The sequence below is a fragment of the Schaalia cardiffensis F0333 genome (assembly GCF_005886435.1).
Lineage (GTDB): Bacteria > Actinomycetota > Actinomycetes > Actinomycetales > Actinomycetaceae > Pauljensenia > Pauljensenia cardiffensis.
In genome coordinates this window covers 1,209,503-1,235,446 of record NZ_CP040505.1, presented here as the reverse complement: position 1 = coordinate 1,235,446, position 25,944 = coordinate 1,209,503, and the positions used below count along the sequence as shown (strand labels likewise).

The following is a 25,944-nucleotide window of genomic DNA, read 5'->3' as shown; positions in this document are numbered from 1 at the left end:
GACTGTTCGCGTCGCGTGTTGATCGTCCGGTCGCACGAAACCCACACTGAAAGGTGTCATTAATGTCGGTTCGCCGCGTCGCACTGCTCACCGCCGGTGGCTTCGCCCCCTGCCTGTCCTCCGCTGTCGGAGGTCTCATTGAGCGCTACAACGAGATCGATCCCGAGATCGAGATCATCGCGTACCAGAATGGCTACCATGGTCTCCTGACCGGCAACTTCGTCGTCGTCGATGAAGAGGCCCGCGCCCGAGCCGCCGTCCTCCACCGCTTCGGAGGTTCTCCGATTGGCAACTCTCGCGTCAAACTGACCAATGCGAAGAATCTCGTGGAGCGCGGACTCGTTGCTGAGGGCGAGAATCCCCTGGAGAAGGCCGCCGAACAGCTGCGCAAGGATGGCGTTGATGTCCTTCACACCATCGGTGGAGACGACACCAACACCACCGCAGCGGACCTGGCCGCCTACCTTGAAGAGCACGACTACCACCTCACCGTCGTCGGCCTGCCCAAGACGATCGACAACGACGTCGTGCCGATTCGTCAGTCTCTGGGCGCTTGGACTGCCGCTGAAGAGGTCTCCGAGTACGCGCAGAACGTCATCGGCGAGCACCGCTCGAATCCGCGCATGCTCATCATTCACGAGATCATGGGCCGCAATTGCGGGTGGCTGACCGCCGCAGGTTCGAGGGAATACCACGAGTGGCTCAAGACCCAGGAATGGGTTCCCTCGATCGGACTGTCGAAGGAACGCTGGGACATCCACGCCGTCTTCCTTCCCGAGATGGCGCTCGATATTGAGGCTGAAGCCGCTCGTTTGAAAAAGATCATGGACGAGCAGGGCAATGTCAATATCTTCCTCTCCGAAGGCGCGGGCGTCCCGGAGATCATTGCCGAGATGGAAGCCGCGGGCGTCGAGGTCCAGCGTGACCCCTTCGGCCACGTCAAGCTCGACACCATCAACCCCGGCCAGTGGTTCGCCAAGCAGTTCGCCTCCAAGATCGAGGCTGAGAAAGTCATGGTCCAAAAGTCCGGTTACTTCTCGCGCTCCTCGCGTGCGAACGCTGATGATCTTCGTCTCATCAAGTCGATGACGGATCTTGCCGTCGAGTGCGCATTGCGCGGCGAGTCTGGCGTCATCGGTCATGACGAGGAGAACGGCGACCGCCTGCGCGCGATCCCCTTCCCGCGCATCGCCGGTGGAAAGCCCTTCGACATCACGCAGAAGTGGTTCACCGAGATGATGGCCGAGATCGGCCAGGACGTGAAGCCTGCAGCGAAGTGACGATTCCCGTCAAGCCCGGTCGCGGCGGTTCCAGGTTCTCTTCAGATCCTGACCGCCGCGACCCAGAGCAGCTCTGGTCCCCCAAGTCAGGTACGCAGGCCCCTTGGGATTCGTGGCGCGCGCATGAGGCTCTCCAACAGCCCAAGTACCCCGATGATGAGGCCTTGCGCGATGTGACGGCGGTTCTCAGGCGCCAACCGCCCCTCGTTTTCGCAGGCGAGGTCGATGACTTGCGCGTGTGGTTGGGCGCTGCCGGACGAGGAGAAGCTTTCGTCCTGACCGGCGGTGATTGCGCGGAGACCTTCGCGGAGGCGACCGCAGATCATCTGCGTTTAAAGATCCAAACCCTTTTGCAGATGGCCGTCGTCTTGACCTACGGGGCCTCCCTGCCTGTCGTGAAGATCGGGCGGATCGCCGGCCAATATGCCAAGCCCCGCTCGAAGGATCTTGAGACTCGCGGTGGAGTGACTCTTCCCTCCTACAGGGGCGATGCGGTCAACTCCTTCGAGTTCACTCCCGAGGCGAGGATCCCGGATCCGGGTCGGCTCTTGGAGACATACCATCACGCCTCTTCGACCCTTAACCTCATTCGGGCCTTCACGAAGGGCGGCTACGCGGATCTGCGCCTCGTTCACCATTGGAATCGTGGTTTTACGCAAAACCCCGCGTATTCGCGCTATGAGTCTCTCGCTGAGGAGATCCACCGGGCCGTCCTGTTCATGCAGGCCGCGGGCGCGGACTTCGATTCCCTGCGCGAAGTGGACCTGTATTCCTCCCATGAGGCCCTCCTGCTCGAATACGAGTCGGCGATGACCCGCATCGATTCGCGCACGGGCCTCGCCTACGACACCTCGGGGCATTTCTTGTGGGTGGGGGAGCGAACTCGTGACCTCGAGGGTGCCCACATTGAACTTTTGCGTTCGGTCCGTAACCCGATCGGCGTGAAACTTGGTCCGACGACCACAGTCGAACAAATGCTCGGCCTCGTGGAGCGTTTGAATCCGGACGGAGAGGAAGGACGCCTGACCTTCATTACGAGGATGGGCGCGGCGAAGATCCGAGAAGCCCTCCCGCCCCTCCTCGAAGCCGCGAAAGCCGATGGCCGTCCGGTGACGTGGATGACCGATCCGATGCACGGCAATACGATCACCTCCTCGAACGGTTACAAGACTCGTCGTTTCGAAACGATCATGGACGAGGTCGGGGGCTTCTTCGAATCTCATGACGAGGTCGGTACAGTGCCCGGAGGCATCCATGTCGAGCTGACCGGAGATGATGTGACCGAGGTCGTCGGGGGCTCGGAAGAGCTTGATGAAGAAGAGCTGGCGAAACGCTACGAGACTGTTGTCGATCCGCGTTTGAACCATCAGCAGTCCTTGGAGATGGCGTTCCAGGTTGCCGAATATCTGCGTCGTGGAAAGGTCGAGGGGGCCTGAACCACCGCCCGGGAGGGCACCCTTGCCGAGAGGCGGGCGCCCCGAGCGACTTACACGACGTACAGGGTGACGGTCGTACCTTTCGTGACGCTCGTTCCTGCAGCGGGATCTGTTGAACGCGCAGTGCCGAACACTCCGCCGAGGATTCTTTCCACAGTGACCTCAAGGCCGGCAGCGCGCAGCGTGTCAATGGCCGCTGCCTCCTGTTTACCCGTCACATTCGGAATCTGAACAGTCTCAGGGCCCTTGGAGACGACATAGGACACCTCATCTCCCTTGTGAAGGGTTGAAGCCGCCTCCGTCGACTGCGAGATCACGAGTCCTTCAGCTACTGAATCGGAGTATTCCTCACTGGGAGAAGCGACGAGTCCGAGGGCTTCGATCATCGCTTTCGCCTCGGCTGCGGTTTTTCCCTCGAGCTTGGGCACTTCGATGGGCTCTCGTCCTTTCGAAATGACGAGGTCGATCGCAGTGTCGTGGGGGATTGAGGTCTGCGCTTGGATCGACTGCGAAATGACGCGCCCCTGGGCGACATCCTCGGAGTATTCCCGGGTGATTGTGCCCATTTTCAGTCCGGCGTCGCTCAAAAGCGTGCTTGCTCGCGTCTCCGTGAGATCAACGAGCTTAGGCACACTCCTCATGTCAACGCCTTTGGACACGATGAGGCGAACATCGGAGTTCTTGTGAACGGCTTGGCCGCCCTCGGGAACCGAGGAAATGACGGAGCCCTTCGGGACGGAATCCGAGTAGGCCTCTTCAATGACAACGCCCAGGCCCAGGACGCTGAGCTCAGATTCGACGGCTTTGAGTGAGCGTTGTGCAGTCAGGGGCATCTCGAGGTAGGAACCTGGACCATACTCGGCCCACCACCACCATCCGCCAAGAGAACCGACGAGGGCAAGAATGGCGAAAAGAGCAAGGAAGCGGCCCCCGAGTCGGCGCTTGTGCTTCTTGGGGTGTGGGGCGCGGGCCGATGCGGATGCGCGCACAATCGTTTGAGAGTTCGACGGCATGAGAGGCGGCAGTGAAGAGGTGAGGGCCGCGCCATCCCATTGGGTCATCTGGCCGATGTTGTCCTTCAGTTTCGGCTGGACCTGAGCGCGCCGATCCAAGAGCTCAGTGGGGAGAGCTTGAGTGAGGGCCTCAAGCTGATGGAGAGCTTGAGAGGCGTCGGAGGGACGTTCATTCGGGTCTGTCGCGGCGAGGGAGGAAATGAAATCGTCAACTTCGCGTGGAAGCCAGGGAAGCACGCTCGAGGGGACTGGGATCGGGTCCTTGACGTGGTGCTGCGCGATGGCGAGTGCGCTTTCGCCTTCCCAGGGCACAAAGCCCGTCAACATTTCGAAGCCCATAATGCCCAGGGCGTAAAAATCCGTTCTCTCATCGATCGCACCGGAAAGAGCGACTTCGGGAGCGACGTAGGCGATCGTGCCGAGCATTGAGCCGCTTGAGGACATCGACACTTCGGAGGCTGCTCGGGCGAGGCCAAAATCAGTGACCCTGGCCGGAGGATCTTGGGGGACGAGGACGTTCTCCGGTTTGATATCGCGGTGGATCACGCCGACCCGGTGCGCGGCCCGTAAAGCCTCAAGGACATCTCGCAGGTAGCGCAGAGTATCCCTGAGGGTGAATGCGCCTTCGCGGCGCAGGAGGGCACGCAGGGTCGGCCCTGCGATCAAATCCATGACGAGGTAGCTCTGGTCGTGGAGCACCCCCTGGTCGAAGACTGAGACGACGCCGGGATGGCTGATCTGGGAGGCAGCGCGAGCTTCGCGGCGAAAACGTGCGACGAAGTCTTGGGAATCGGCAAGGTGGGGGTGCATGATTTTGACCGCGACTGGGCGGTCCATACGGTCGTCGTGGGCGACGTACACCGTTGCCATTCCGCCGCGGGCGAGTCTGCGGACGATCCGATAACGATTGTCGAGGAGGGAACCGATGAGGGGATCGGGCAGTGGCGCGGCGTGCTCAGGAGTGCTTTCATGAGGCGGAGCGGAGGATTCATCGGGAATGCCAGTGCTGGCGCGCAAGACCTCGGTCGCCCCTTCGAGGGGGACCGAGGCGTCGTTGACGTTCTCGATTTCGCTCACCCCCGGATTCTATGAGACGCGCGGAAGAAGTCTGAGAAGTCGGCTTCGGCGTGCCCTGCGGATCGGTGTGCCCTGCGGATCACTGGGCTAGTCTTGGGCCCATGACGACTTACCCTGAGACCATCTGCGCCCAGGAGGCGGCCCGTCTGCTGGGAATCGAGCCTCGTAGGATTAAACAGCTCGTGCGCGACCGCCACCTCTTCACAATCCCCTTGCCTGAGGGTGGGCGGGCAATCCCCCGGGAGATTCTCGTCAAGGCCGCGGACGGTTGGGAGCCCCTCTTCAGTCTTCCGGGGACTTTGACGCTGCTCGCCGATGGTGGTTTCACCGAGGACGAGGCAGCGGCATGGCTCTACACGGAGCATGATGAATTGGGGGAGACCCCGATGGAGGCGATGCTCGCCGGGCGTCACCACAGGGTGAATGCGATCGCCTCGACCCTGGCCTTGTGAGCGGAGCCCTGGCCTTGTGAGTCTGCCAGGTCCTTGTGAGTCGGCCCCTACTGGGCTGACTTGTGATGCCCTAAAGTGCTTGTGGAATTGTGACTAGCCCATAGCACTTCGAGGACAGAGGCGGCTTTCCGCGCATATTAGGCAGGGCATATCGGGCCCTTGATCAGGCGCGTCGAGCTGTGATGATCTGGGCGAGTTCGAGAAGATCAGCTCGTTCAGCTTCTGAGAAACGATCCTCGAGCTGGGCCTCGCCCTCGTCAACGAGGGAAGCGATGAGTGCCTCATGAACGTCGCGGCCCCGCGTGGCGATGACCTCGGTGGCCCTCGCGATACTGTCGGGACTCGCCTTCTCATCCCCAAGGACTCCGGCGAGAATCTCCCGTTCGGCAACGCTGGCATTCTTCCACGACAAGGAGAGCAGCATCGTGCGTTTACCTTCGCGCAGGTCATCTCCAGCGGGTTTGCCCGTCACCTCCGGATCGCCGAACACTCCAAGATCATCGTCGCGCAATTGGAAGGCAATACCCCAGGGGGTGAGAGCCTCTTCAAGTGCCTGCACGAGCTCCTCACTGCCTCCGGCTGCGATCGCGCCGAGAAGAGCCGGGTGGACGATCGAATAGTGCGCCGACTTGCGGATGACGACCTCACGGACCTCGCGAAGGGGGATCGCATCCGGATTGTGAAGGTCCAGGGGCAGGTGCTCGGCTCTCACATCAAGGTACTGACCGAGGGCAACCTCCGCGTGCATTGTCGTGTAGCGGGCAAGAAGACGACTCGCGATCTTCGGCTCGAGGCTTTCACATTGCAAGCCGATCGACCTCTCCGCGGCGGAGAAGAGCAGATCGCCCAAGAGAATCGCAGCTGCGGCACCGAATCGCTCATCTGAGCCGAGCCATTGGCGTTCCCGGTGGATTGTGGCAAGGCGAATGTGGGGCGTCGGGGCGCCTCGGCGGGTATCGGCGTGATCGATGACATCGTCATGGGCGAGGGCACTCGCCTGGTACAGCTCAAGAGCGGCGCCGAGGTGAGCGACGGGGGCCTGGCCGAGTTCTTTCCCGGAAACGAGAGCGGCACCGAAATGCGCGAGGAGTGCGCGGAATCGTTTTCCTGAGCGAATGGCTCCGAAAGCGGAGTCGAGGAAGTCCGAGGAAGCCTCGCCTGAGCCGATCTGGACGAGCAGAGCGCTCAGATCCTCTTGGGTCTGCTGGTCGATCAGGGGACGGAGCTCGAAGAAGCGGGCTGCGAGAGAGGTCATGCACATAGGCTAATGCCCAGGCTGAGGGCAAGAGAAGATGAGGACTGAGCCCCCGCCCAGGCCTTGTGAGATGCTCAATGCTGCGCTGCCCCGAGGACATGTCCGACACGCTCAGCTTTGGGGATTCACTGTGCTCTCTTTCTCCTAGGAGGGTCTGTTCAGGGTTTCGGACTATAATTGGGAAAGGTGTGTCAGCGTCTCACGCTGATCGTTCATCCCATCTTCTGAGAAAGGGGCTCGTGTGGCCGCATCGAGCACTGCCAAAGGATCGTCGCGAAACCCAAGCGCTGCTGAGTCGGATATGAAGACCGAAGACGCGATGACCAGCACAGCTGCGAAGAAGACGACGCGTCGCACGACGAAGAAGACCACTGATTCGCAGGCGCAGGCGAAGGCCCCAGCGAAGAAGACGACGCGTCGCACAACGAAGAAGACCGATGCCCCCGAGGAGGCGACGGATAAGGCTCCGGCGAAGAAGACGCCGCGCAAGAGCACCAAGGCCACCGCGACACAAGACACGCCAGAAGCGAAGGCCCCTGCGAAGAAAACGACGAAGCGCGCCTCGAAGAAGACCACTGAGAGCGAAGCCGCAGAAGACAGCACACCGAAGAAGACCACTCGGCGCACCACGCGCAAAAAGGCCGCCAGTGAGGAGACGGCACCTTCCAAGAAAACGAGGACTCGAAAGACTGCGGCGAAGGCTGAAGCTGAGCCCGACAAGGTCGAGGAAGTCGAAGAAGAAGAGATCGAACTCAGCGACGAGGACCTCGAAGATGCTCATGGCGAGCTCGCGGGAGAGGAAAGCGATGAGGTCGAAGAGGACTTGGCTCACGACGAGGATACGGAATCCGAAGAATCGAAGGAGGATGCGAAGGCCCGCCAGGAACTGCGCGATCGCACCGCCTCTGGCATCCGGGTGAAGGGCAGCTTCGTCGTCTCCGATTCGGACGAGTCCGACGAACCCGTCCAACAAGTCACCGTCGCGGGGGCGACCGCCGACCCCGTGAAGGACTACCTCAAGCAGATCGGCAAGGTTCAGCTCCTCAACGCCGAACAAGAAGTCGATCTTGCCCGTCGAATCGAAGCGGGCTTGTACGCGGAGTACAAGCTGAAAAACGAAGCAGACGAGATGACCTCGAAGGAGCGTCGCGAATTGCACTTCCTCGCCCAGGATGGTCAACTCGCGAAAAACCACCTCCTCGAGGCGAATCTGCGCCTCGTCGTCTCTCTTGCGAAGCGCTACACGGGCCGGGGCATGCAGTTCCTCGACCTCATCCAGGAAGGCAATCTCGGTCTGATCCGCGCGGTCGAGAAATTTGACTACACGAAGGGCTACAAGTTCTCGACCTATGCGACCTGGTGGATCCGTCAGGCGATCACCCGGGCCATGGCCGACCAGGCGCGCACGATCCGCATCCCCGTCCACATGGTCGAGGTCATCAACAAGCTCGCACGAGTCCAGCGTCAGATGCTCCAAGACCTCGGGCGCGAACCCACCCCTGAAGAACTCGCCAAAGAGCTCGATATGACGGCCGAGAAGGTCGTGGAGGTTCAAAAGTACGGTCGAGAGCCGATTTCTTTGCACACTCCTCTTGGCGAGGATGGGGATTCGGAGTTCGGTGACCTCATTGAGGATTCAGAGGCGATTGTTCCCGCAGACGCGGTGTCATTCACCCTCTTGCAAGAGCAGCTGCACAATGTCCTCGATACCCTTTCCGAACGTGAAGCCGGTGTTGTCTCCATGCGCTTCGGCTTGGGCGACGGTCAGCCGAAGACCCTCGATGAGATCGGCAAGGTCTACGGGGTGACACGTGAGCGCATCCGTCAGATCGAGTCGAAGACCATGTCGAAGCTGCGTCATCCTTCGCGTTCGCAAGTGTTGCGCGACTACCTTGACTGAGGCGATCACCTCGGCGGCTGAGCGGATCAGCAACTGAGAGCACAGTGGGCGCAGAACGGATACCGATTCGGACTGCGCCCACTTGTCATGCCTGAACTCTTAGATTCTTGAGGTCTTCTCCTGGCCCCCAGGGGAGCCCACTTCACCTTGCGGTGAGCGACATCATGGTCACGGATCGGAATCGGCCGGTGCGCCGAGGTGGCGACTTTCGAGTAATCATCAGACGATAGATACATGCTCGAGGGGTTCATCGTCATCTTCTTCATGCTCGCCGTCATGCTGACCGCGGCAGTCGGCGTTATTGTCGGCCTCGCCCTCGTGCGTCGACCCGCCCAAGCCTGGCAAGAACACCTCAAAGAGCAAAACGCCCAATTCGCGGCCGAAGAAGCGCCCAAGCGCGACGAGCTCGTGGGTGTCAAACAGACGACTCTTCGTGACCTCATTGAGCGCAATACCACCCAACGAAACGCCTACTTCGACGCCGACCGTCTTCCCGGGATCGAAAGAATCGAAGCCGTCACGGAGCGTTTCGAAGCGATCCCTCCTCGTAAGAACACAGAGGAGTCCTGAGTTTCACGCCTGAGGGTTGTACTCCCCTTGCCCCTTTAGGGGATGATGGCCCCATGGACGCTGTTCTCACTTTCCTTAGCACCCCTGCGGGCATCGGCCTGGCAGCCCTGATCATTGCGGCACTCATCGCCCTGGTCGTGCTGGTCGTGCGCCGCTCTGGCGCTGCGGGCCCTTCTGTTCCTGAGCCCCCGCCCGCGCCCGCGCCTGAATCCACACAAGCCAAAGCCCTAGAGACTGACTCGTCTCAACTCCCTGAGGCCAGGGCCGGTCCCGCTGACAAATCCGTCCCGACTCTGAGCACACAGCCCGAGGAGGCTGAAGAAGCAGCTGAGACGGGCGCCCTCATCGAGGCCCCCGAATCCCTCCCCTCGCGCATGCAGCGCCTGCGCTCGCGCCTTTCAGGTTCTGGCTCTCTTGGACGCGCCATCGTGCAGATCCTCTCGCGCGGCGAACTCAAAGCCACTGACTGGGAGGAGATTGAAGACACTCTGCTCATCGCTGATCTCGGCCTCGATGCGACCGACGAACTCATGAGCCGCATGAAGGAACGAGTAGCGATCGCTGGAGCCTCCGATTCGAACACGATTCGCACCTTCTTGGCAGAAGAACTGCTCGCCCTCGTCGATGAGAACCTCGACCGATCCTTGCACCTGGACAAACAGGGCGAGAACGGCGAACTGCCCGCCACCATCCTCATGGTCGGCGTGAACGGAACCGGTAAGACGACGACCGTCGGTAAGCTCGCGCGCGTCCTCGTCGCTGAAGGTAAGAGCGTGCTGCTCGGCGCAGCTGATACTTTCCGCGCGGCCGCCGCCGAACAACTCAGCACTTGGGGCGAACGCGTCGGCGTCGATGTCATCAAATCGGATCGCGAAGGCGCAGACCCAGCGGCCGTCGCCTTCGACGCTGTCAAACAGGGGGCGATGCGCGCAGTGGATGTCGTCCTCGTCGACACCGCCGGACGTCTCCAAACCAAGTCGACCCTCATGGAGGAGCTCGGCAAGGTCAAGCGCGTGATGGAAAAGCAAGCTCCCGTCAGCGAGGTTCTTCTCGTCCTCGATGCGACGACCGGACAAAACGGCCTCAAACAAGCCCAGGTCTTCGCCGAGGTCGCAGGCGTCACGGGAATCGTCTTGACGAAACTTGATGGTTCTGCGAAGGGCGGGATCGTCGTCTCCGTCCAAAAGACCCTGGGAGTGCCCGTCAAATTCGTCGGCCTCGGTGAAGGAGCGGACGACCTCGCTCCCTTCGATCCGAGGAGCTTCGTCGACGCGATCGTCAACTCCTGAGGACTCCTCAGCCCCACGCGCCCCCGCCCCGAATCAGAGGCGGGGGCGTCGTGCGATAGGCTGGTCCGAGTCATGGGGGAGCGCCCCCGCCACGCTCATACAGGGGGAACCTCAGTGTTCGGGAATCTGTCCGACCGGTTGATGCAATCCTTCAAGCAGCTCCGCTCTCGTGGAGTGCTCACCGAGTCCGATGTCGACCAGACGATCTCCGAGATCCGCCGCGCCCTCATTGACGCGGATGTCGCCCTGCCCGTCGTCCGTCAGTTCACGAACGAGGTTCGGGAGAAGGCCTACGGTGCGGCGCGCTCCAAAGCCCTCAATCCCGGTCAACAGGTCATCCGCATTGTTCATGAGGAACTCATCAAGGTCCTGGGCGGCCAGACCCGTGAACTGAGTTTCGCTGACCGGGGTCCCACCGTTTTCATGCTCGCCGGTCTCCAAGGCGCCGGTAAGACGACCCTTGCAGGCAAACTCGGCAAGTGGCTGCGCGAAGAAGGCAAGAGGGTCCTCCTCGTCGCCTCAGACCTCCAGCGGCCCAACGCCGTCCAACAGCTCCAGATCGTCGGCGAAAGGGCCGGCGTCGAGGTGTGGGCGCCCGAACCCGGCAATGGTGTCGGTGACCCGGTCCACGTCGCCCGCACAGGCCTCAATCACGCGATCGAAACCGGCATTGACGTTGTCATCGTCGACACGGCAGGCCGCCTCGGCGTCGATGAGGAGATGATGGCTCAAGCCATCGCGATCCGCGACGCAGTTGAACCGCGCGAAATCATGTTCGTCCTGGACGCCATGGTCGGTCAGGACGCGGTCCAGACTTCCACGGCATTCCGCGATGGCGTCGGATTCACCGGTGTCGTCCTGTCCAAGCTCGACGGTGACGCCCGAGGAGGTGCCGCGCTCTCCGTGCGTGGCGTCACCGGCGCTCCGATCCTTTTCGCCTCCACCGGTGAGGGCCTCGACGATTTCGAGCGCTTCCACGCCGACCGCATGGCCGGTCGGATCCTCGACATGGGTGACGTCCTGACCCTCATTGAGCAGGCCGAGAAACGCCTCGACGCCGAAGAGGCCGAGCGTATGGCCGCCAAAGCGCTATCCGGGGAACTCACCCTCGCAGACTTCCTCTCCCAGCTTCAGCAGATCAAAAAGCTCGGCTCGATGAAGAAGATGCTCGGCATGATCCCGGGCGCGGCCCAGATGCGCGAGCAGATCGAGAACTTCGACGAGCGCGAAGTCGACCGCGTTGAGGCGATCGTGCGCTCCATGACCCCGCAGGAACGCGAAGACGTGTCGATCCTCAATGGCTCGCGTCGTGCTCGCATCGCCCGCGGTTCGGGAACGAGTGTCGCCGATGTCAACGGCCTCGTGAAGCGTTTCGAAGCGGCCAAAGAGATGATGAGCCAGATGGGCCAGGCAGGCGGGGCAATGCCCGGCTTCGGTTCAATGCCCGGCCGGGGAGGCAAAGCGAAACAAAAGGCGAATGCCCGTAAGGCGAAGGCCGATCGTGCGAAGGTAAAGAAGAAAGCCCGTTCGGGCAACCCTGCCAAGCGCCGTCAACAAGAGCTTGAGGCGCTCCTTCCTCGCGACCAACGCAAGGCGAGTGCCCCAGGAGCATCTTTTGGTGCCCCCACACAGGAGGCGCAGCGTCCGAGCATGGATGATCTCCCCGATGACGTTAAACGGATGCTCCAGGGGCTTCAATGATCTTCACAGGCTCCCTCCTGTGGGCCCCATCCCAGGCCATAACCCCCTCGTGGACTCGGGGGACGTGGAGGATCGACAACGGCGTGATCGACAGGATCGAGGAACGTCCGGGTGAACTCGGTGGCTATGCGATCCCCGGTTTCGTCGATTCTCACGCCCATATCGGCATCGGAGAACACGGGGGACTGGGCACTGCACAGCAACTCGAGCAGGCCCTTGCGCAACGATCCACGGGCGTGCTCGCGATTCGTGACTGCGGTTCACCCGTGGATACTCGCTGGATCGACTCTCGGGCCGATCTGCCCAAGCTCAAGCGCGCCGGTCGCCACCTGGCCCGCCCTAAGCGCTACATCCGTGGACTACCGATTGAACTCGAGGACGTCAAAGATCTTCCCGAGGCACTCGCCGAACAGGCACGCCATTCGGACGGATGGGTCAAGCTTGTCGGGGATTGGATCGACCGTTCCAAAGGAGCGGACTCGGATCTTGAACCCCTGTGGCCCCAAGAGGTTCTCCTTGACGCGGTCGCCGCCGCCCATGAGGCGGGAGCGCGCGTCGCAGTCCATTCCTTCGCCCATTCGACGATCAACGACCTCTTGGCAGCGGGCGTCGACGACATTGAGCACGCAACGGGAATGGATGCGGATCAGGCCGATGAGGCTGCGCGCCGGGGAGTGCTCGTCACACCGACGCTCCTGCAGGTCGGTCTATTCAATGAATTCGCCGCCCAAGCAGGCTCGAAGTATCCGGTCTATGCCGAGACGATGATGAAAATGTTCGAGCGCCGCCGCGAGCACTTCGCGATGCTACGCGAAGCCGGAGTCACTCTCCTCATGGGCACGGACTCAGGCGGCTATCAGGAGCACGGGTCGATCGGCAAGGAGTTCGCCCTCTGGCAGGCTCAGGGAGTGGATCGCACAGAACTACTGGATATCGCGAGCTGGCATACGAGGCGCCACCTCGGCTTCGAAGCCCTGCACCCCGGGGCGAGCGCGGATCTGCTCATCTACTCGCAGGATCCGAGGACGGGCGGCGATCTGAGCGCACCGGACGCGGTGATTCTCGGCGGAAAGCTCATCGCCCCCTGCGAGTAGCCGCATCTTTTTTGAGGTTTCTTTCCCTTTAGAGAGTGTCTTCCTGGGCGATCTCAAGGAGGACTGCGCGGGCGCTTGGCGCGAGGAACCCCCGATTCGATGCGACGACACCGGGACGAAGCCCCTCGCCAAGCCCCGTCCCCATCTCAAGGTTCATGACATTACCCCCTGAGACTGAAAGGATGTGCAGGCCGGCTGCCACATCCCAAGGTTTGAAGGAGGTCCCCATCATTGCGCCGATCCACCCGGCGGCGACATAGGCGAGGTCGAGGGCGGCCGCTCCGTAACGCCGGGTCGACTGGAAGGCTGAGGCGATCTTACGTTCACGCTCCACCGCCCTCTTCGGGTCGCTGGCGAGCGCATGGACTCCGGGGTAGTAGCTGATGATGACGGCTTTTGATTCCTCATCGGCGCCCCTGGCATCCAACTCGCGCACACCCTGGGATGCTTCAACCCATGCGCGCCTCGAATCGGCTGAGAAGAGTTCCCCCAGGAGCGGGGCGTTGACGACTCCCGCGACCATGCGCCCATCCAATTCCACGCCGATCGAGGTATTGAACCAGGGCAGGCCCGCAGCGAAATTCGCGGTCCCATCAATCGGGTCGACGATCCAGCGGACCCTTTCACCCAGATCAGCTACGGCCCTGAGGGCCCGCTCCCACTCCTCGCCCTCAGGCATGACGATTCCCTCAGGAAGCTCAGGAAGATCATTCGGCTGAAGAACATGCGCGCCCGTCTCTTCGCCGAGGACACGGGAGAAGGGAAGGGCGGAACCGAGCATGAGGTGCAGCGCCCTTTCGACGCTTTTGTCATGGACCGTCACCGGGTCGTGGAAGTCCCTTTTCGTTTCCACCGAATCGACGCTTCGTGCGACCTTTCGCAAGTAGTCGCCGACGTGGGTCGCGGCGGTGCGAGCGATGCACACAAGTGCAGAATCGAGCGGAGCAGGGGTGGTCATGGGCTTCATCCTTCCACGAAACAAGCTAAACGTGACTGATTCCACGGCCCCCGACATGCCTGGGAAGAGCTGAGGGTTGGTCGAATCCGCTCAAGGCATGGCAGAATCGAGGACTGTACCCGGTCCGTCGAAGACCCTCTCACTTCGCCGGAACGTGTCCCGGAGTCAACATCGGATTGTGTTTCCCACCTTTCCGGCGGGCGCTCCACCACTTGAGAAACAGGAGTGACCACACCAGTGGCAGTTCGAATCCGCTTGAAGCGCGTGGGCAAGACCCACGCCGCCGCATACCGTGTCGTCGTCGTCGATTCGCGCAAGAAGCGCGATGGTCGCGTCATCGAGGAGCTGGGCATCTACGATCCTCAGCCGAACCCCTCGAAGATCCGCATCGACTCTGATCGTGCGCAGTACTGGCTCGGCGTGGGCGCACAGCCCTCCGACCAGGTTCGCAATCTGCTCGTCCTCACTGGCGACATTGCGAAGTTCAACGGCAAGGCCGACGCGGTCTCCCGCGTCGAGGTTTCCGAGGCCGATAAGGCCGCTGCAGCAGCCGAAGCCGTGAAGGCCGCCGAGGCCGAGGCCGAGAAGTCGAAGGCCGGTAAGGCCGCCGCGAAGGCCGAGGAAGAGGCAAAGGCTGCCGCTGAGGCTTCGGCCGAAGAGGCCACCGAGGCCGGCGAGGAAGCCTGAGATGCTCGCCGATGCACTGGAACACCTCGTCGGGGGGATCGTTGATCATCCCGAGGACGTCCAGGTCTCCACTCGGTCGATGCGTCGCGGCCAACTCCTCGAGGTAAGGGTGAACCCCGATGACCTTGGGCGAGTGATCGGTCGCGGTGGACGCACCGCCAGGGCGTTGCGCACCGTCATTGGCGCGCTGTCGACCCGCGGCCCGGTCCGCGTCGACGTCGTCGATACTGATCGCGAATAAGATCGCAGATCATGCAGTGAAGGGGTCCGGCTCAGCCGGGCCCCTTCACTGCATGGGTATCCGCTGTGATGAAATGTATGCCGAACACTGAAGGAGAAGACCATGAGGATGACAGCTGGAATCATTGGACCCGCACACGGCCTGCGCGGTGAAGTCCTCGTTGACGTCCGATCCGACGACCCTGCGCTGTGGGCTCCCGGTTCCCTCTTTTCCCTCGAGGATTCTCCTCTCGCTGAGCTCACCATTGGTGGCGTCCGCATACACAAGGAGCGTCTGCTCGTCTCCTTCGAAGAGGTCACGAGCCGCGAAAAGGCTGAGGAGCTGCGTGGCGTGCGCCTGCTCGTTGAAGAACATGAAGAAGAGGACGCCTGGTATCCACATCAACTCAAAGGCCTCAAGGCCCTCACCCCTAAGGGTGAGGAGCTCGGCACCGTTTCGGGGGTCCGCTTCGGATCGGCTCAGGATCTGTTGCTCGTGAGAACCCCCGAAGGCACGGTGATGGTGCCCTTCGTCGCTCAGATCGTTCCCGAGGTCGACCTTGAAAGCGGAGTCGTCACGATTGACGCGCCCCCCGGCCTTTTCGATGACGATGTTGTCGATACTGGGGAAACGAGGAGTCAAAGATGAGGATCGATCTTCTCTCCATTTTCCCCGATTACTTCGCGCCCCTCGGGGTTTCACTGTTGGGCAAGGCGGGCGAGCACGGCCTCGTGGACCTGAGGATCCGTGATCTTCGCGAATGGACTCATGATCGTCATCGCAGTGTTGACGACACCCCCTACGGCGGGGGCGCTGGAATGGTGATGATGCCGAGCGTATGGGGCGAAGCGATCGACGAGGTCTTCGAAGAGGCTGAGACGGGCGGGAAATCGGATCGTCGGGTGCTCGCAATCCCTACTCCCTCGGGGGTGCCCCTTACCCAGGCCATGGCTCAGGACCTGACGAATGTGACTCAGCTTGTCATCGCCTGCGGCCGCTATGAGGGGATCGATCAGCGCGTCGCAGAGCATTACCGGGAAGCGGGATTTGAGGTCCTCGAGTATTCGATCGGCGACTATGTCCTCAACGGCGGGGAAGTGGCGGCCCTCGTCCTCGTTGAAGCAGTGACGCGCCTCCTCGACGGTTTCATGGGGAATCCCGATTCGATCGTCGAAGAGTCCTACTCGCAGGGGCTGCTCGAATATCCCGCGTACACGAAGCCCCGCTCGTGGCGAGGACTGGAGGTCCCTGAGATCCTGCTCAGCGGCGACCACGGTGCGATCAGCCGCTGGAGGCGCGATCGTTCCTTGGAACGTACGGCGGCCAGGCGCCCCGACCTCCTTGCCTCCCTCAAACCCGAAGAACTCGATTCTTCCGATCTGGAACTGCTCGCCGGGCTGGGGATCCTCCTTCGCGAGGGGCGGACACATGAACTGAAGATCCGCAGCGCACAGATAGAGGAAGTCGGCGCTCTTGGCGCCATTGCAGCACGGACTTTCCCCGATGCCTGCCCACCCGAACTGTGCCAAGAAGCCATAGAAGCATTCATCGCGGCTGAACTCTCTGAAGAGTCCTTCGCGCGATACCTCGCCGATCCGCAGCGGTACCGCATCCTTCTCGCCCTCGTCGAGGGGGAGGCCGTTGGCTACACTCTGACGCTCTTCGGTGAAGACGCACTCGACGAGGCCATGGTGCGAAAGGGTCGCATCGAGAAGGGTGACGCCTACCTGTCGAAGTGCTATGTGGATTCCACGTGGCGGGGGAGCGGATTGGCGAGCGCCCTGCTTGAGGCCGCGGTGCGTGACGCAGCTGAGAAGAGTCATGCTCCTCGCATTGTTGTGGCGACGAATGAGGCCAACCTGCGGGCCCAGCGCTTCTACAAGAAGCACGGCTTCAAGAAGGCCGCTCGGCGCAGCTTCAACGTCGGCGGGGTGGTGAACCGCGACCTCGTCTTCGTGCGCGATCTCACGGGGCTTCGCGGCCAGTGACGCGCTCGAGCGTCTCGCTTCGGGGCGTGAGCATGTGGCACACTGGTGCTTTGGTGCACCCGGAGTGAACCTGCCGCAGGGGGCCTCCGTCAGGGTGCATTATCGAATGAATCGCAGGCTCGGCCTGCCGTATTCGACGCTTTCGACCTGCGGCGAGCGCGTCAAGGAGTACACATGCAGAAGCTGGACGCAGTCGACGCTGCTTCCCTCCGTTCCGACCTTCCGGCCTTCCGCGCCGGTGACACCGTCAAGGTGCATGTGAAGGTCATCGAGGGCAGCCGTTCTCGTATCCAGATCTTCCAGGGCGTTGTCCTCGCCCGTCGCGGTCACGGCGTCTCTGAGACGTTCATCGTCCGCAAGGTCTCCTTCGGTGTTGGCGTGGAGCGTACCTTCCCGCTGCACGCCCCCACGATCGACCGCATCGAGGTCGTCACCAAGGGTGACGTCCGCCGCGCCAAGCTCTACTACCTGCGTGAGCGTCACGGCAAGGCCGCGAAGATCAAGGAGCACCGTTCGGGCAGCGCGGAGTGACCCTCCGGGCACAAGCCCCCACTGCCCGGTACTCTGTTTCAGAGTGCCGGGCGCTTCGCATTCCGGCCACACACAGAAACGAGGACCAATGAGCGCTGGGTCGACGGGCACGAGACACATGAGAGTCAAGCTCGCCCCCCAGCATCTGCCCAAAGCTCAAGAGCCAGCGGAGCTAGAACCTCTTGGGTTTTTCGGCTGGATCAAGGAAATGCTGTCTGTGATTCTCGTTGCCGCGATCATCTCAGCGCTGCTTCGGGCTTTCGTGTTCCAAGTGTTTTGGATTCCCTCGCCCTCGATGCGCGACACTCTCGTCGAACACGACAAGATCGTGGTCTCACGCATTGATGCTTGGACGGGTTCGATTCAGCGCGGGGATGTCGTCGTTTTCCATGATGAACTCGGTTGGCTTCGCTCTTCGCATGGTTCTTCTCCTTTGAGGCGCGTCGGAGAGTTCTTCGGGATCGTTCCCGCAGGCGATGAACAGACCCTGGTCAAACGCGTCATCGGGGTCGGCGGCGACCGGGTCTCCTTCTCTGTTGAGACGGGGAGGATCAGCGTCAATGGAGTGCCCATTGAGGAGCCCTATATCGCCCAGGGCCAGGTCCCCTCGACGATTCCTTTCGACGAGGTCGTCCCGGAGGGGACCTTGTGGGTGATGGGTGATAATCGCGGTAACTCCGCAGACTCTCGTTACCACAGGCAAAACGGGGAGAGCCCTTTTGTGCCCGTTGGCGCGGTCGTCGGCACGGTGAAGGCCGTGATCCTGCCCCTTAATCGGGCCCACTGGGGGCTTTCAGCTCCTGAGGTTTTCTCACAGGTGAAGTGATGCCGAGGATTCTCGCTTCTCGCCAGTTCGAACTCGAACTCCTCACCACATACTCTCCTCTTGTCGGAATGGACGAGGTCGGGCGTGGAGCCCTTGCAGGCCCCGTCGCGGTCGGCGCCTGTGCCATCACCGGCAGTGAAGGGGAGGCGCCCTCGGGCCTGGCGGATTCGAAACTCCTCAGCGCGAAAAAACGCGAGGAGCTCGCACCCCAGGTTCGTTCCTGGGCTGCGGCCTCGGCCGTCGCTTGGGCTTCGAATGAGGAGATCGACCGTTTCGGGATCATCGTGGGGCTCCGTTTGGCCGGAATGCGTGCCCTTGCTCGCATCGAGGAGAAGATCGGCGCTCCCGCGCTGGTCCTCTTGGATGGCTCCCATGATTGGCTCACGCCCCCGGAGGATCTTTTCGCCTCCCTGGAGGGGCCCGAAATGCCAGATGTGACTCTTGGGGAAGTGATGACGCGAGTGAAGGCCGATGCCCAGTGCACTCTCGTCGCCGCAGCCTCGGTGATTGCGAAGGTCGCGAGGGATGAGCATATGACGAAGCTGGAAGACCCCGGCTACGGCTGGGCGTCGAATAAGGGATATTCCTCACCCCAACATGTGGCGGGGCTCAAGGCCCTGGGGCCGAGTTTCGCGCATCGACGCTCCTGGAGCCTCCCGGGGATCTGAACGTGAGCTTTCCTGGCATTCGGCGCGCCGTGAACTGAGAGTGCTCCCCGGGGGTTCTCAAGGCATCATGGTGGGGTGAATGAGGACATCGAAGGCTACGAGAATTCGCTCGAGCTCGCGCTCTTTCGTGAGTACCGGGATGTTATTGGCCTGTTCAAGTACGTTGTCGAAACGGAAAGACGTTTCTACCTGTGCAATCAGGTGGATGTGCAAGCCCGTCCGGTGGGTGGGGACGTCTACTTCGAACTGAAACTGACTGACGCGTGGGTGTGGGACATCTACCGTTCATCGCGTTTCGTCCGTTCCGTGCACGTTGTGACCTTCAAGGACGTGAACGTTGAGGAGTTGTCCAAACCGGAACTCAACATCCCTTGAGGCGCACACTCGTCGCGTGAATCGAAGGGAAAAGAAGCCCGGAGCCTGAAAGAGGCCCGGGCTCTTTTCCTTATCCACACCCCATCGGGCTCTCCGCCGCGTCCACAGGCGACGATGCTCCGCCTCGCCCTGATCGTTTCCACGGGGAAGCCTGGAAGCGGAGGTGGAGGAATGAACACGCTCACACTGCCCGAAAAGAACGGGGCGAAGCGAGAAACGAAGGACCATCGGCGCATCCTGGGCAAGGCGGGGGAGGAGACCGCAGCGAAAATCCTGTCAGAAGCCGGCCTCGTGATACGTGAACGCAATTGGAGGGCAGGGCGCATAGGGGAACTTGACCTCATCGCGCACGAGGGCGAGAAAACCATCATCGTTGAAGTGCGTACCCGCATTGGTCAGCGCCTGGGCACGCCCCTTGAATCGGTGGACAGGCGCAAAATCGCGAAATTGAGAAGACTCGCAGGCCAGTGGTCGAGCCAGAACCGGCTGCGCCAGCCGATCTGCATTGACGTGATCGCCCTGGGCCTTCCCCCTCAAGCCCGAGAGCGCCTCCCCCACATCAAAGAGGATACGGATCTGCGCACTTTAGGCGCCGAGGTCACATGGGTCAGGGGAGTCGCATGAGCGCGCGCATCGCCTCCGCCCGTTCAATCGCGCTTTTGGGCTTGGAAGGATACGGCGTCGACGTGGAAGCACACGTCGGCCGCGGCCTCGTCACCTTCACCCTCGTCGGCCTGCCCGACGCTTCCCTCAGGGAAGCCAAGGATCGTGTCCGCTCAGCACTTCAAGCCATTGAATGCGAAGTCCTCGATGCTCATATCACGGTGAATCTCTCACCGGCGGGACTGCCAAAATCTGGCTCCGGTTTCGACCTCGCGATCGCAGCGGCGATCCTCAAAGCCGCCGAGGCAATCCACCCCCAGGCCTTCGCAGATACGATCCTCCTCGCCGAACTCGGTCTCGATGGAGGGCTGCGCCCCATCAAAGGCACCCTCCCCGCGGTCGCCGCTGCGAAACAGATCGGCGCGAAACGTATCATCGTTGCCGCCGCGAGCGCCGCAGAAGCTAGCCTCGTCGCCGACATTGAGGTCCTCGGTTTCGACCACCTCGCAGATGTCGTCGTATGGGCGGGGGGACGAGCCAGCAAGCCCCAGCTCCTCGACCCCGCTCCCATGCGCCCGCAGTCTTCGACCACATACCGGCAGGCCCCGGATCTGGCAGATGTTCGCGGACAAGACACTGCGATCGACGCCCTCGAAGTCGCAGCAGCCGGAGGGCATCATCTGTTCCTCATCGGCGAACCCGGCGCGGGCAAAACGATGCTCGCCTCCAGGCTCCCCTCGATCTTGCCGCCCCTCGAGGAAGCGGTAGCCCTGCAGACCACAGCGATCCATTCCCTTGCGGGCATACTCCCTCAAGATTCGAGTCTCATCCGAACCCCTCCTTTTCAGGCGCCGCATCATTCGATGACGATCCCCGCACTCATCGGGGGTGGATCTGGGATCGCAGCACCGGGGGCGGTGTCTCTTGCCCACGGGGGAGTCCTCTTCCTCGACGAGGCCGCAGAGTTCTCGCCCTCGGTCCTCGATTCTTTGCGCCAACCCTTGGAGGAGCGTTTCGTGACGATCCACCGTTCGAAGGCTTCGGCTCGTTATCCCTCAGCCTTCCAATTGGTACTCGCCTCGAATCCGTGCCCATGCGGACACGGGGGACGAGCATGCCGCTGCACCTCAATGCAGAGAAGACGCTACGCTTCCAGGCTCTCAGGCCCTTTGCTTGACCGGATCGACATCACCATCGCGATGAGACAACCGACGAAGGCTGATCTTCGTTTTTCGCGCCAACGCTTTTCAGCCGAGGTCCGAAAACGCGTTGAGGAAGCGAGGGCGAGGGGCGCCCGGCGTTTGAAGGACACGGGGTGGAAGATGAACTCCGAGCTTCCCGGAGCGTGGATTCGCCACTCTTCCGGTATTCCCGAGCGTTTCATCGAAGCTCTCGACCGGGCCGTTGATGAAGGAATCGTCACCATGCGCGGAGCCGATAGGGTCTTGCGCCTCATGTGGACTCTCGCCGACCTTCATGAGCGGCCACTTCCCAATGATGAGGATCTCGCACGCGCACTGATGCTGAGGAACGGGGGACTCAATGCGAATTGAAGCGCAGGCTTTCGACATCGCCTGGTGGTCCTGCGTCGCCGAACCCGCAGATCCCCATGCCGTAGCACTCATCTCGGCTCTGGGGCCCACAGAAGCGCGGGCCTGGGCGCAAGCACCACTGCCTGGCGCTTTACCACACGCCCTGGAGGGGCAGGGACGATGGGAAGAAGCGCACGCACGTTGGGCTCCTCGAGCCAAAGCCCCAGGAGTGCAAGCCGAACTTGAGCAACTCGAGGAACTCGGAGGACGCTTCATCGTGCCCGGGGACGCGCAATGGCCCGAAAGCCTTAACGATCTTGGCCCCCTGCGCCCCCTGGGACTGTGGACAATCGGAACCCTGCCGAACAATCCCCGAGTCTCAATCGTGGGCGCCCGAGCGGCGAGCAGCGCGGGCGAGCGCAACGCCTTCGACCTTGGGGCAGGTCTTGCCCAAGCGGGAGTCTCGACCTGCTCGGGCGGGGCCTTCGGGATTGACATTGCCGCCCATCGCGGGTGTCGGGCGGCCAGCGCCCCGACGATCGCCGTCATGGCCGGTGGCCTGTCGAAACCCTACCCGCTTGCCCATGAGGAGGATTTCGCAAGGATCATCGCAGAGGGCGGTGCGCTCATCTCCGAATGTCCGAGTTCGTGGCGTCCCGCGAAATGGCGTTTCCTCTCGCGCAACCGGATCATTGCCGCCTTAAGTCCGGTCACCGTCGTCGTCGAAGCTTCGATACGCTCCGGTGCTTTGGCGACCGCGAGGAGAGCGATGGAGCTCGGCCGTGAAGTCGGAGCAATGCCCGGACCTTTGAGTTCAAGTTCGAGTGAGGGCTGTCATGAACTGATCCGCAACTCTGCAACCCTGATCCGTGATGCCCAAGATGTCCTCGAACTCCTCGAGCCCTTCACTCTTGGCGGACAGGGGACGCTCTTTGGGGCTCCCGTGATGCGCGACCGAGGAGTTGATGCTCTCAACCCCATCCCCAGACGAGTCTTCGAAGCCCTGCCGAAACGCTCTTTCGCTCGTCTTTCCCGCCTGAGCAGGGCCGCAGGGCTTTCAGAATCGGAAGTGCTCACGGCCCTGGCAGAACTCGAACTTGCAGGACTCATCGTTTCTGACTCCCGGGGGTGGGCTCGCCGCAGGGCATAGGATGATCCCCATGACGAAGGAAGCGCCCTTTGACGCGTGGATCACTCATCTGCGCCATAATCGGGGCCTTTCCGAGCACACGATCCGCGCCTATGGCAGTGACCTCGCCTCCTGTCTTGACTTCCTCGGAAGCAATGAGGGAGCGAGCGCGGATGAGCTCGCCCAGACCCTCACAACCCGCAAGATCCGCCTGTGGCTCGGCTCGAACGCTCAGGAGGGGGCCTCGCGTTCAACGCTCTCACGCAAAACGGCTTCGCTTCGGGCCTTCACCTCTTGGGCGCACGAACGGGGGATCCTCCCCTCCGACCCCGCTCTCGTTCTCGCGACCGCCAGAGCCGAGCAGAGGCTTCCCCAGGTCCTGAACCGGAACGATGCAGAGCGTCTCATGGAGCATGCGCGCTCGCGGGCGAGGGACGAGGGGAGCGTCGCGCTGCGGGATTGGGCGATCCTCGAGACGATCTACGCGACGGGAATCCGCGTCTCTGAGCTTTGCGGGCTCGAGCTGACTTCCCTCGAGCGGGCTTCGGCGACGTTGCGCGTTGTCGGCAAGGGAAATAAGGAGCGTGTCGTTCCTCTTACTCCCATTGCTCTTGTGGCGATTGAACGCTGGCTGGGGCAGGGGCGTCCTTCGCTCGCACATGAAGATTCTGGTTCTGCGCTTTTCGTCGGAGAACGTGGAAAACGTGTCGATGCGAGGATTGTGCGTTCGATGATTCACCGTGAGGCGGCCCGAGCGGGTGTGCCGGATTTGGCTCCGCATGCTCTCAGGCACACTGCTGCGACCCATCTTCTCCAGGGGGGAGCGGATTTGCGCAGCGTGCAAGAGATTCTCGGGCATTCTTCGCTGAGGACCACTCAGCGTTACACGCATGTTGACGCTGATCGGCTTTCTGCGATCTACCAGAGGGCCCACCCGCGCGCTTAGGAGGCGTTTTGCGGCTCCGCGTATCTAGCACTGTGTCGCAGTCGATCCACCCGCGCCCCTGAGGGCCTGCGGCATTGCAGGACTGGCAACAAGCCGAGCACATGGCCCACCCGCGCCCATGGGGGCCTGCGCCAGACAGTGCGCTTTAACCTCCACGCTGTCCGGCCCACCCGCGCCCATGGGGCCTGCTTTGGGGGCACAAAGCTGTGCCCGGGGCCGGGGAACTCAGCTCTAGGACTGCAGGCGGGCCCAATGCGATCTGCCTTGTCCACATCCCTCCTTCGCCCTCGAAACACGACCCGCTCACACTCAGGCCAAATACCGCCCCCATCGGAGCCAATCGATGTGCAGCGACGCCACCCTCCTCACGCCTCGTGAAACGCTGGCGCCAGTGGTGAAGGCTTGAGCTCAGGCTTAGCCCTCCCAGGGCCAGAGCACGACTTCGCCGACGAGCAGGCGCAGCGGATCCACATACTCTGTCGCTGAGAGTTTCGCGCCCCAATGCAGACCCGGAGTGTGACTCCCCTCGCCCAGGACCCCGATCGCTTCACCACGGGCGACGAATTGGCCGGGAAGGACAAGGGGCTCCACCGCTTCGAAGGTCGAGCGCAGCCTTCCGTGTTGGATCGAAATGACGGGACGGTCCACGATTGTGCCCGCCACGAGCACGGTACCGGCGGCTGGAGCGCGGATGATCGAGCCTGGAGGAAGATCCAGATCGACGCCCCGATGACCGGCCAGCCAGGGGCGGGCCGGAGGATCGTATGCACGCAAAACCCGAGCCGGCCCATCGCAGGGCCACGACCAGCCAGAATCGGCTGGGGAAGTTTCGAGGGCGGCTGAGCCAGCCTCTGTGAATATGAGTGCCCCCGCGTCCTCGTATTCGAGTGCCCGTGCCACGTCGAATATGCCGGGCCCCGTCATGGCATCCGCGAGGCGTTCTGGTGTTTCACGTGAGAGCATTCCCCGTGTTTCACCTAGGGCTGGACCACCAGCTCTAAGCGGCACTGCACCCGGAGGCGCGAAGAAGACACCAGTCTTCGAAGAGGGCAGGAGCCCCAAAGCGCCGCGAGGCGGCGCCTCAAGGGGTGCGACGAGCAAAGAAGCACTGAGGGCGAAGACGAGAAACACAAGGCGGCTGAGCACGAGCCCAGCCTCCACAGTATTCAAGCGGAAGACCATGACGATCCCCTGAGGATGTGGATGCGTCGTGGGAGCGCGAAGGCCTGTGGAAAGGGGGAGAGCACCGGCGCTGGCAGAACACGCACAGGTGTCGATAGCGCAAGAGGCCGAAGACGAAGCGGATTCGGCGACGAGGGTCACAATGACGCTGGAAAGTCCGCCTGATCTCATGGTCTAAACTGTCAGGGCACCTGTTCTCAGGTGACTTCGCGCGTCGTTGCCGCAGCGCAGCCTTGAGCTGCATCGCGGGGCGCGCCGACCCGGTCCTTTTCAGGCGGTCGGCGGTCACGGCGCTAGGGCCCGGGTGTGAATCTTGGGCAATAACCGAACCGGGGTGGAAACCCCACGATCCCGCGAACGCGGGGAAAGGACGATCATGGCAGTCGTTACCATGCGTCAGCTCCTCGAGTCCGGCGTCCACTTCGGACACCAGACTCGCCGTTGGAACCCGAAGATGAAGCGCTTCATCCTCACCGAGCGCAACGGCATCTACATCATCGACCTCCAGCAGACGATCGCCGACATCGACATCGCTTACGACTTCGTCAAGCAGACGGTCGCCCACGGCGGTTCGATCCTCTTCGTCGGAACGAAGAAGCAGGCTCAGGAGGCCGTCGCCGAGCAGGCCACCCGCGTCGGCATGCCCTACGTGAACCATCGTTGGCTCGGTGGCATGCTCACCAACTTCCAGACCGTCGCCAAGCGCCTCCAGCGCCTCAAGGAACTCGAGCAGCTCGACTTCGAAGATGTCGCCGCCTCCGGCCACACCAAGAAGGAACTGCTCATGATGAGCCGCGAGAAGGAGAAGCTCTCGCGCACCCTCGGCGGCATCCGCGACATGGCCAAGGTCCCCTCGGCCCTGTGGATCGTCGATCCGAAGAAGGAACACCTCGCTGTTGCTGAGGCTCGTAAGCTCAACATCCCGATCGTTGCGATCCTCGACACCAACGCCGATCCGGACGAGGTCGACTACCGCATCCCGGGTAACGACGACGCCATCCGCGCCGTCTCCCTCCTCACCCGCGTGATCGCCGACGCCGTCGCCGATGGCCTCCTCGCGCGTTCTGAGACCCGCAAGTCCGCTGATTCGGCCGAGACCGTCGCCGAGCCTCTCGCCGAATGGGAGCGCGAGCTCCTCGAAGGAGAAGCCGCTCCCGCCGAGGTCGAAGAGGCCAAGGCTGAAGAGGCGCCCGCCGAAGAGGCTCCCAAGCAGGACTGAAACCGCAGCTCGA

General features: G+C 62.2%; 25 protein-coding genes. 21 read left to right on the top strand and 4 right to left on the bottom strand.

The genetic code is table 11. The annotated features are described in order from the left end of the window. Positions 1 to 62 precede the first annotated feature (62 nt). Both FFA61_RS05105 and FFA61_RS05100 read left to right on the top strand, forming a co-directional pair. Positions 63 to 1,280 (top strand): pyrophosphate--fructose-6-phosphate 1-phosphotransferase, encoded by a 1,218-nt coding sequence (locus tag FFA61_RS05105; RefSeq protein WP_005964135.1) that lies wholly within the window; start codon positions 63 to 65, stop codon positions 1,278 to 1,280. Continuing rightward, positions 1,277 to 2,716 carry a class II 3-deoxy-7-phosphoheptulonate synthase gene (locus FFA61_RS05100; RefSeq protein ID WP_005964133.1) on the top strand — a complete coding sequence of 480 codons (1,440 nt, stop codon included), beginning with the start codon at positions 1,277 to 1,279 and terminating at the stop codon, positions 2,714 to 2,716. The genes FFA61_RS05105 and FFA61_RS05100 overlap by 4 nt, the downstream gene beginning before the upstream one ends. Before the next feature lie 50 nt (positions 2,717 to 2,766). Here FFA61_RS05100 and pknB read toward each other — a convergent pair whose 3' ends face one another. Then, on the bottom strand, positions 2,767 to 4,806 hold the full coding sequence (pknB, locus tag FFA61_RS05095) for a Stk1 family PASTA domain-containing Ser/Thr kinase (protein ID WP_005964130.1): 2,040 nt from the start codon (positions 4,804 to 4,806) through the stop codon (positions 2,767 to 2,769). Positions 4,807 to 4,907: 101 nt separating this feature from the next. On the opposite strand from pknB, the gene FFA61_RS05090 reads away from it, so the two are divergent. Next, positions 4,908 to 5,258, top strand: coding sequence for an Rv2175c family DNA-binding protein (locus FFA61_RS05090; protein ID WP_005964127.1), 351 nt, complete (start codon positions 4,908 to 4,910; stop codon positions 5,256 to 5,258). Between the two features lie 163 nt (positions 5,259 to 5,421). Here the strand turns inward: FFA61_RS05090 and FFA61_RS05085 are convergent, their stop codons facing one another. Beyond that, positions 5,422 to 6,519: a polyprenyl synthetase family protein gene (locus FFA61_RS05085; protein WP_005964124.1), complete on the bottom strand. Its 1,098-nt coding sequence runs from the start codon at positions 6,517 to 6,519 to the stop codon at positions 5,422 to 5,424. Between the two features lie 295 nt (positions 6,520 to 6,814). Between FFA61_RS05085 and FFA61_RS05080 the strand changes: the two genes are divergently transcribed. From FFA61_RS05080 to FFA61_RS05060, 5 genes are all read left to right on the top strand, one after another. Next, the gene (locus tag FFA61_RS05080) at positions 6,815 to 8,413 is read left to right on the top strand and encodes an RNA polymerase sigma factor (RefSeq protein ID WP_005964122.1); all 1,599 of its coding nucleotides are present in this window, start codon (positions 6,815 to 6,817) and stop codon (positions 8,411 to 8,413) included. A gap of 234 nt (positions 8,414 to 8,647) precedes the next feature. Continuing rightward, a complete protein-coding gene (locus FFA61_RS05075; RefSeq protein ID WP_005964119.1) occupies positions 8,648 to 8,983 on the top strand; it encodes a hypothetical protein in 336 nt (111 codons plus the stop codon). 53 nt (positions 8,984 to 9,036) lie between these two features. Beyond that, a complete protein-coding gene (gene ftsY / locus FFA61_RS05070) occupies positions 9,037 to 10,272 on the top strand; it encodes a signal recognition particle-docking protein FtsY (RefSeq protein WP_005964115.1) in 1,236 nt (411 codons plus the stop codon). A gap of 114 nt (positions 10,273 to 10,386) precedes the next feature. Next, a complete protein-coding gene (ffh, locus tag FFA61_RS05065; RefSeq protein ID WP_040314145.1) occupies positions 10,387 to 11,973 on the top strand; it encodes a signal recognition particle protein in 1,587 nt (528 codons plus the stop codon). Then, the gene (locus FFA61_RS05060; RefSeq protein WP_005964110.1) at positions 11,970 to 13,067 is read left to right on the top strand and encodes an amidohydrolase family protein; all 1,098 of its coding nucleotides are present in this window, start codon (positions 11,970 to 11,972) and stop codon (positions 13,065 to 13,067) included. The genes ffh and FFA61_RS05060 overlap by 4 nt, the downstream gene beginning before the upstream one ends. 28 nt (positions 13,068 to 13,095) lie before the next feature. Here the strand turns inward: FFA61_RS05060 and FFA61_RS05055 are convergent, their stop codons facing one another. After that, complete coding sequence (locus tag FFA61_RS05055) at positions 13,096 to 14,025, bottom strand: inositol monophosphatase family protein (RefSeq protein WP_051057864.1); 930 nt, start codon at positions 14,023 to 14,025, stop codon at positions 13,096 to 13,098. Positions 14,026 to 14,262: 237 nt separating this feature from the next. Here FFA61_RS05055 and rpsP point away from each other — a divergent pair, with 237 nt between their 5' ends. From rpsP to FFA61_RS04995, 12 genes are all read left to right on the top strand, one after another. Next, positions 14,263 to 14,712 carry a 30S ribosomal protein S16 gene (gene rpsP / locus FFA61_RS05050; RefSeq protein ID WP_005964105.1) on the top strand — a complete coding sequence of 150 codons (450 nt, stop codon included), beginning with the start codon at positions 14,263 to 14,265 and terminating at the stop codon, positions 14,710 to 14,712. A gap of 1 nt (position 14,713) precedes the next feature. Beyond that, a complete protein-coding gene (locus FFA61_RS05045) occupies positions 14,714 to 14,953 on the top strand; it encodes an RNA-binding protein (RefSeq protein WP_005964103.1) in 240 nt (79 codons plus the stop codon). Positions 14,954 to 15,055: 102 nt separating this feature from the next. After that, positions 15,056 to 15,580, top strand: a complete 525-nt coding sequence (rimM, locus tag FFA61_RS05040) for a ribosome maturation factor RimM (protein WP_005964101.1) — start codon at positions 15,056 to 15,058, stop codon at positions 15,578 to 15,580. After that, a complete protein-coding gene (gene trmD, locus FFA61_RS05035) occupies positions 15,577 to 16,920 on the top strand; it encodes a tRNA (guanosine(37)-N1)-methyltransferase TrmD (protein ID WP_005964100.1) in 1,344 nt (447 codons plus the stop codon). The genes rimM and trmD overlap by 4 nt, the downstream gene beginning before the upstream one ends. 174 nt (positions 16,921 to 17,094) lie before the next feature. After that, positions 17,095 to 17,451: a 50S ribosomal protein L19 gene (rplS, locus tag FFA61_RS05030; RefSeq protein WP_005964099.1), complete on the top strand. Its 357-nt coding sequence runs from the start codon at positions 17,095 to 17,097 to the stop codon at positions 17,449 to 17,451. Between the two features lie 208 nt (positions 17,452 to 17,659). Then, positions 17,660 to 18,277, top strand: a complete 618-nt coding sequence (lepB, locus tag FFA61_RS05025) for a signal peptidase I (RefSeq protein ID WP_040314315.1) — start codon at positions 17,660 to 17,662, stop codon at positions 18,275 to 18,277. Beyond that, positions 18,277 to 18,945: a ribonuclease HII gene (locus FFA61_RS05020; RefSeq protein ID WP_005964095.1), complete on the top strand. Its 669-nt coding sequence runs from the start codon at positions 18,277 to 18,279 to the stop codon at positions 18,943 to 18,945. Before lepB ends, FFA61_RS05020 begins: the two co-directional genes overlap by 1 nt. 75 nt (positions 18,946 to 19,020) lie before the next feature. Further along, complete coding sequence (locus tag FFA61_RS05015; RefSeq protein WP_005964093.1) at positions 19,021 to 19,320, top strand: DUF2469 domain-containing protein; 300 nt, start codon at positions 19,021 to 19,023, stop codon at positions 19,318 to 19,320. A gap of 171 nt (positions 19,321 to 19,491) precedes the next feature. Next, entirely contained in the window at positions 19,492 to 19,944 is a 453-nt protein-coding gene (locus FFA61_RS05010; RefSeq protein WP_083879499.1) for a YraN family protein, read from the top strand. Then, the gene (locus FFA61_RS05005) at positions 19,941 to 21,476 is read left to right on the top strand and encodes a YifB family Mg chelatase-like AAA ATPase (protein WP_005964087.1); all 1,536 of its coding nucleotides are present in this window, start codon (positions 19,941 to 19,943) and stop codon (positions 21,474 to 21,476) included. Before FFA61_RS05010 ends, FFA61_RS05005 begins: the two co-directional genes overlap by 4 nt. Beyond that, entirely contained in the window at positions 21,466 to 22,605 is a 1,140-nt protein-coding gene (gene dprA, locus FFA61_RS05000; protein ID WP_005964085.1) for a DNA-processing protein DprA, read from the top strand. Before FFA61_RS05005 ends, dprA begins: the two co-directional genes overlap by 11 nt. Before the next feature lies 1 nt (position 22,606). Further along, a complete protein-coding gene (locus FFA61_RS04995; RefSeq protein ID WP_005964083.1) occupies positions 22,607 to 23,530 on the top strand; it encodes a tyrosine recombinase XerC in 924 nt (307 codons plus the stop codon). A gap of 414 nt (positions 23,531 to 23,944) precedes the next feature. Here FFA61_RS04995 and FFA61_RS04990 read toward each other — a convergent pair whose 3' ends face one another. Next, entirely contained in the window at positions 23,945 to 24,883 is a 939-nt protein-coding gene (locus tag FFA61_RS04990; protein ID WP_083879485.1) for a M23 family metallopeptidase, read from the bottom strand. 205 nt (positions 24,884 to 25,088) lie between these two features. Here FFA61_RS04990 and rpsB point away from each other — a divergent pair, with 205 nt between their 5' ends. Continuing rightward, positions 25,089 to 25,931: a 30S ribosomal protein S2 gene (gene rpsB, locus FFA61_RS04985; protein ID WP_005964079.1), complete on the top strand. Its 843-nt coding sequence runs from the start codon at positions 25,089 to 25,091 to the stop codon at positions 25,929 to 25,931. The last annotated feature ends 13 nt before the right edge of the window (positions 25,932 to 25,944 follow it).